This window comes from Sphaerospermopsis sp. LEGE 00249, assembly GCF_014299995.1.
Classification (GTDB): Bacteria; Cyanobacteriota; Cyanobacteriia; order Cyanobacteriales; family Nostocaceae; genus Sphaerospermopsis; species Sphaerospermopsis kisseleviana.
Map to the genome: position 1 here is coordinate 1 of NZ_JACJUZ010000127.1, position 6,690 is coordinate 6,690.

5 protein-coding genes are annotated in these 6,690 nt (G+C 40.7%); all 5 read left to right on the plus strand.

Annotated elements, in window-relative coordinates; genetic code table 11:
* Positions 1 to 203: 203 nt before the first annotated feature.
* Genes H5968_RS24255 through H5968_RS24275 form a run of 5 tightly spaced genes read left to right on the plus strand, consistent with a single transcriptional unit; the run spans position 204 to position 6,318 of the window.
* Entirely contained in the window at positions 204 to 1,343 is a 1,140-nt protein-coding gene (locus H5968_RS24255; RefSeq protein WP_187041985.1) for a glycosyltransferase family 1 protein, read from the plus strand.
* Entirely contained in the window at positions 1,336 to 2,487 is a 1,152-nt protein-coding gene (locus H5968_RS24260; protein ID WP_187041986.1) for an acyltransferase, read from the plus strand. The genes H5968_RS24255 and H5968_RS24260 overlap by 8 nt, the downstream gene beginning before the upstream one ends.
* A gap of 45 nt (positions 2,488 to 2,532) precedes the next feature.
* Positions 2,533 to 3,705: a glycosyltransferase family 4 protein gene (locus H5968_RS24265; protein WP_187041987.1), complete on the plus strand. Its 1,173-nt coding sequence runs from the start codon at positions 2,533 to 2,535 to the stop codon at positions 3,703 to 3,705.
* 29 nt (positions 3,706 to 3,734) lie between these two features.
* Positions 3,735 to 5,147, plus strand: coding sequence for an O-antigen ligase family protein (locus H5968_RS24270; RefSeq protein ID WP_187041988.1), 1,413 nt, complete (start codon positions 3,735 to 3,737; stop codon positions 5,145 to 5,147).
* Positions 5,137 to 6,318, plus strand: a complete 1,182-nt coding sequence (locus tag H5968_RS24275) for a glycosyltransferase family 1 protein (protein WP_187041989.1) — start codon at positions 5,137 to 5,139, stop codon at positions 6,316 to 6,318. The genes H5968_RS24270 and H5968_RS24275 overlap by 11 nt, the downstream gene beginning before the upstream one ends.
* Positions 6,319 to 6,690 lie beyond the last annotated feature (372 nt).

Here is a 6,690-nt window from a genome sequence, read left to right on the forward strand (position 1 = left end):
TATTCCCTGTTCCCTGTTCCCTATTCCCTATTCCCTATTCCCTATTCCCTATTCCCTATTCCCTATTCCCTATTCCCTATTCCCTATTCCCTATTCCCTATTCCCTATTCCCTATTCCCTATTCCCTATTCCCTATTCCCTATTCCCTATTCCCTATTCCCTGCCTCTACGAAAAATTCATAAATCAAACCGGATTGCTATATATGAACATTGTCATAGATGCTCTGCCCATTAATCATATGTCAGGTAGACACGTCATTTCTGGGCATTTACGAATGTTGGCCAAGTATCATGGCGATCGCCATCAATTTTTTGTTCTACATCACCACAACAATCGGGATCTTTGTTGCGACCTAGGATCGAGTTTTCACTGGATAGAGTGTCCTAACTTTGGTGAAAACTGGTCGGCTCGACTTTGGTGGCAATTTACTCAGTTAGAGTCCCTCCTGACCCAACTAAAAGCTCAACTAATTATTTCAACCTCCGGCGCTCTGGTTCCCGGAACTAAATTACCCCAAGTGGTGATTGCCCAGAATCCCTGGTGTTATGTTAGGGAATTTCACTACACAATTGGCGATCGCCTGAAGGCCTGGCTGCAAAGACAGGGCTACAAACAAGCCCAAAAAAAAGCACAGGCCATGTTTTTTAATTCCACATATCTGGGAAATTTGTATCTGGAACAAACGGGCATTCAGCCCAACCGGAGCTATATTTTATACAATGGAATAGATGATGATTTTTTTGAAAATGCAACAGAGCAATATTTAGCATTTAAAAACCGCGAGTTAACAATTTTAACGGTTTCAGTCATGACACCGCATAAAAAAATTGAAGAACTTATCAGTATGCTAGATATTGTTATACAACAAGGCTTCTCTGTAAAGTTAATCATCGTCGGTCCATGGAGTAACACATCCTATAAACTGCAAATTGAAAAGTTAATTCAAGATTTCAAGTTGCATAATTATGTCACAATAACGGACAAAGTATCGAGGGAGAAACTGCAGGAATTTTATCAAAAATCTCGAGTTTTCTGCTTGTTTAGTCGCTGTGAATCCTTTGGGATTCCGGCAATTGAAGCCCAAACATACGGCACACCAACAATTGTTGCAGATTTTTGCGCTCCCCCAGAAGTTGCTGGACCTGGTGGTATAATCATCAACTCCCTTAATATCATACAAGAAACTAATAAAATTATCAAATTATTAACAGATTCAGCCGAATGGGAATTATATTCAAGAAATGCTTTTAATAATGCAGATAGATTTCGCTGGAATAAGGTGACATTGCCCCTAATTAATTTTATTAGTGAATTTAGTTCCCATGAAAAGTCTAATGGTTGATTTGCAAAATAAATTACTATCTACAATCACAAGAGAAACAAGTGGAAGACAATTTTTTCCCGTAATTGACGGATTGCGTTTTGTTGCTATTTTGGGTGTTGTTCTCTATCATATTCAAGACTATTTTTTTACTAAAACTGGAGAACAAAACACATCATTATTTTTAGTCCCCTTACTAAAAGGAGGTTATCTAGGGGTGCAATTATTTTTTGCCATTAGTGGTTTTATGATATCACTGCCATTTTTACAAGGATATTCCCCAAATTTTTTTCAATATATAAAACGGCGTCTCCTGCGTTTAGGACTTCCATATATTATTAACTTGTTGATCATATACACCTTGTTAGTATTGGTTTTAAAGCAAGATTTTTATGAACTGTTGCCTCATTTTTTCGCCAGTGTTGCCTACATGCACAATATTATATACGGCAGCATGAGCAAAATTAATTTTGTTGCTTGGTCTCTTGAGGTGGAATTTCAGTTTTATTTAATAGCACCGATTTTCTTAATTGCGTTAACAAAAATCAACAATAAAATTCGTAAATTTGTCCTATTATTTTTACTGGTTTTAGGAGGTATTTCTGCGTCAGGATACATCAGTTACCCCTGGATAAAGGGAGCAACAATTATCCATAACTTTGGGTTTTTCATAGCTGGAATACTTGCAGCAAATATTTTTGTGTTTGACTGGAAAACCTCAGTTAAACAAAGTTATTTCTGGGATTTGATGTGCATCATATTAGTGAGTTTTCTATTTTTCCCACTTCATAGCCGAACATTATTGATGGGTTTGGATGAAAAACTGTATTTACCCATTTTGACCTATATTATTTTGATCTCAGTTTTAAAATCAAAGTTGATTAACTCAGCACTCAGTCAGCCCTATATTTATTTAATAGGGGGAATGTGTTACTCGATTTACTTGTATCATTTTTACGTCATCTCTTTAGTTGGTCGAGTGCTACTTCCCTTAGTGGAATCACTACCTGTGTGGTTACAATTTACCATTGTAGTGGTAGTAATGTTGCCAACCATTTTATTAGCTAGTGTACTATTTTTTATTTTTTTTGAAAAGCCATTCATGAAACGAAAGACTCATGTTGCAATAACAAAGGATAGAACAGACGAGAAACCTTGCATCTAATTGACTTAATCCCGCCTCACTTTTTCATCAAACCCTACGTAAATTATGCCTATTAAAGTCGGTATTCTCACCACTCACCCAATTCAATATCAAGTACCCTGGTTTCGCCTATTAGCCCAGAACGCCGACATTGATCTGCACGTCTTTTTCTCTATGATTCCCAATGCTATGCAGCAGGGAGATGGATTTGGGGTGGCTTTTGAGTGGGATATTCCTTTATTGAATGGCTATGAATATCAAGTTTTAACAAATATTGCCCAAACACCATCTGTAACCAACTTTGGGGGCTGTGATACCCCAGAAATTTTTGCCCTCGTCAAAAACGGCAATTGGGATGTTTTTATCGTCAATGGTTGGGTTGTTAAAAGCTGCCTACAACTCCTGGTAGCTTGCCGGTTCTATGGCATTCCCTGTATTGTCCGGGGGGAATCTAATCATCTTGCCCATAGGGCATGGTGGAAAAAACAACTGCAACGGCTATTAATTAGTCAGTATAGTGCCTGTTTGTATATTGGAAAAGCTAACCAACAGTTTTATCTCAACAATGGTGTAGCACCAGAAAAACTATTTTCTACCCCCTATTGTATAGACAACGAAAGATTTACCGCCCATACCAGTCAGATCCTTAGTGAAAAATCCTCTCTTCTAGAAAAATTCCGCTTAGACCCCCACACCGTCACCTTCCTTTACTGTGCTAAGTTTATTCCTAAAAAACATCCCCTAGATTTACTCCAGGCGATCGCCCTATTACAACAAAACCATCAACCCACAGGGCAACTACTGATGGTGGGAGACGGGGAATTACGCCCTATCTGTGAACAATTTGTCCGCGATCACCAACTACCAGTTAGGTTTGCCGGGTTTCTCAACCAGAGTGAAATCATTACTGCTTACCTGGTGTCCGACTGTCTCGTCCTCCCCTCTGATGCCGGTGAAACCTGGGGGCTAGTGGTCAATGAAGCCATGGCCTGTGGACTACCAGCAATTGTTTCCGATCAAGTGGGATGCCATTTTGACCTGATTGCACCGGAAACCGGTTGGACTTACCCCATGGGACAAATAGACAAGTTAGGCGATCGCCTAGCCACAGCGCTCAAACTAGGTCAAGCAAAGCTGGCTGAGATGGGAAATAACGCCCAGAGAAAAGTGATGATGGAATATAATTACCAAAAAGTAGTCTGTGGTATTACAGAAGCCATGCGTTATGTGCGGAGTTAACTGTTACCAGCAACAATGGAAAGTGATTTATGGCATCTGGTATAGTATTACTGATTTCAGTTTTAGGGGCGATTCTCGCCCTACGCAATTGGCGGCAGGGGATATACTGGCTAGTATTTCTAGCAGCAGTACAAGACCCCCTGAGAAAAATGATCCCCGGATACCCCGCCAGTGTCCTGTTAGCAAGTGTGCCAATTATATTAAGTATAATCCTGGGGTTGTCGGGACAAAAAGACTGGTTGCATTCATTCTGGCGAATGTATCCCAATGTGAACCGCAGTTTTAACTGGTTTGCGCTGGCTTGCATCCCCCCAGCCTTGATTTCTCTGACCTATAGTTCCAACTCCTGGCTCATGACAGTCTTTGGCATCTTTAACTATGGCGTTTTCTTGGCGGCGATTTTAGTGGGTTTTCACTTTGCCCAATCTCTAGAAGATATCCAAAGACTATTTAGTTTTTATTGTCTCCTCTCCGTGGTCATGCTGAGTGGCACATTTTTAGAATACTTTAACGTCGTACCTGGATGGACTCTTATAGGTACCAGTGCCTTAGACTTTGATTGGGTGCGACATAGTACTGGCTACGTTGTCAAGCTGATAGCAGGTTTTTACCGTTCCCCAGATGTCATGGGCTGGCACGCTTCAACAACTTCTATGTTCAGTTTTTTTCTGTGCACCACCTCGAAACCGAGGCAACGCTACCTCTGGTTAGCTATTTGTGTCATAGCGATCGCCGCCCTGTTTTTCTGTGGTCGTCGCAAGATGCTTTATATGTTGCCCGTAGCGGCAATAGTTTTTACTTTGATCTATGCCCAAGCCCGTGGAGGGCGGATCTTTTCCGTTTTGCCCGTTCTACTGATTCCACTGCTAATTATGATATATATTGGCAACAATCTGGGAGAAGATTCCACCTACGTCAGATATTACCAAGATCATTTTGCTGTTGCGGGTGAAGACCTTCGACGACATAATTTTGATGCCTTGATTGAAACAGTGCGTCAGTCGGGATTTTTTGGAGCCGGTCTGGGATCAGCTTCCCCAGGAAGCCAGAATCTTGCCATTTTCAATGTCCAAAGACCGAGAACTTGGCAAGAAAGTGGCACCAGTAGGATGATGGTCGAATTGGGAGTACCGGGTTTTATAGCCTTAGTCCTGCTGCTGCTCAGTTTAGTCCTTTCAGCATGGGTACAAGTGCAGTCCCTATTCAAGTCGCAAATGTACTTAGGGGTTTACACAGGTGGAATTTTAGCCTTTTTCCTGGCAAACATTGGTAGTTTGATGGTATCTGGGCAAATATTGGCAGACCCATTTATTACTTTTTTTATTGCTTTCTCCCTGGGGTTAGTATTGTCCTTCGCCAAGTATTGGCAAGCTTTTTTTTGGCATCAAACCCAGAATATAACCCAAAATATAACCATAGGAAACTCTGAAATTGACCGATAAGACCGAACTAATGGCTGGATTTTTACCTTTTCTTCACGATAATCAAGGTGTGTTAGAAGTAGCATTAATCACCACTTGTTCCACTGAGTCTGTAGGCAGTATGCTGATTTATGTGGACATGGTGACGGAAACCTTATCTTCTTACTCACAAAAAGTCCGACTGACCAGGATTGACTTACTGAACCTTGTCCCCGATCTGTTTTTTCTCCCGGCTAAACTGAAAAAACGGTTTCAACAGCTTTGGTTACTATTGATTTCCCCGCTACAGTTGCGTAAATATATGTGCAAATACAATGGCGACATATTTCACCTGATGGATGGTAGTACCTGCTATGTTCTCAGGAAAATACCGCCAGAAAAATGTGTTGTCACCCTTCACGATTTAATTCCCGTTTTGCAACAAAAAGGGGAATTTCCCATACCCCCGCCTGGTTTTTTCGCCCGCTGGTTAATTAGAGAAAACTTAAAATCCCTCAAATCCCAGAAAAATATATGTGTTGACAGCACCTGCACAGGTCAGGACTTTCAACAGAATGTTAGCAATCAAATTGTTCCCACTGTGATTTTCCCTGGTATTAGAAGTAGCTTATTAGACTTAATCCCGTCAGAAATCCCCGGATGGCAGGAACGAGTGCAGGATGGAAAAAGAATAATTTTGCACATTGGTAACAATGGCTTCTATAAGAACCGAGCAACGGTAATTAGAGTTTTTGCCGAACTGGTCAAGAGTCACCCCCTGTCATTGGTGATGGCTGGGTCTCCCCCAGATATGGATCTGCAAATGATCATTCAAGAACTGCAAGTAGGTGACAAAATTACCTTTGTTTCCCATCCCAATGATCAGGCGGTATCCTCCCTATACCTGAAGGCTTCCATCTTGCTTTTTCCCAGTTACTATGAGGGATTTGGTTGGCCTCCTTTAGAAGCGATGGCTTTTGGCTGTCCAGTTGTTTGCTCTCACAGTGGTTCTCTCCCTGAAATAGTTGGTAATGCTGCTCTGATGGCCAGTCCTGATAATCTATCAGCCATAGTTGCACAGTGTGACTTTTTACTCAACCAATCGGAGGAAGCAACAAAGCTAGTGCAGGCGGGACTAGAGAATATTCAACGTTTTAGTTCCCTGAAAATGGGGGAAGATCTCATTAATTTTTATAACCGCGTACAACGGTGAGGGAGCCGGTGAATAGTGATCCACACACCGAAACCGGGGAATGAATTAAGAATCTCAAAGCTTAAATCGTTTGAAAAGCGACTGGTTTTAATTATATTTTCCGAGTTTTACAAACAAATTGCAGTTTACAATTTTAGTCAAAATGTTTTTTAAAATTGACACATTAAATTTTTTGATTTCTCATCCCCTTTCTTCTTCAAAACCATGGAAAGCAATAATGAATTTTGTGCATTGGCAATTACATTATATAGCAACCCTAAATCAATCATGAGAAAACACCGTAGTCATGAAGTTTAGGGAAGTCAAATATTTGACAGTTGATTGATAGTTCAAATAACTCCTTGATCACAGTAAACGAGTGACAGAAAAAAT

What these genes read in the sequence shown, in the direction of transcription:
- H5968_RS24265 (WP_187041987.1), top strand. Translation starts at nt 2,533, where the DNA reads ATGCCTATTAAAGTCGGTATTCTCACCACTCACCCAATTCAATATCAA.
- H5968_RS24255 (WP_187041985.1), top strand. Translation starts at nt 204, where the DNA reads ATGAACATTGTCATAGATGCTCTGCCCATTAATCATATGTCAGGTAGA.
- H5968_RS24270 (WP_187041988.1), top strand. Translation starts at nt 3,735, where the DNA reads ATGGCATCTGGTATAGTATTACTGATTTCAGTTTTAGGGGCGATTCTC.
- H5968_RS24260 (WP_187041986.1), top strand. Translation starts at nt 1,336, where the DNA reads ATGGTTGATTTGCAAAATAAATTACTATCTACAATCACAAGAGAAACA.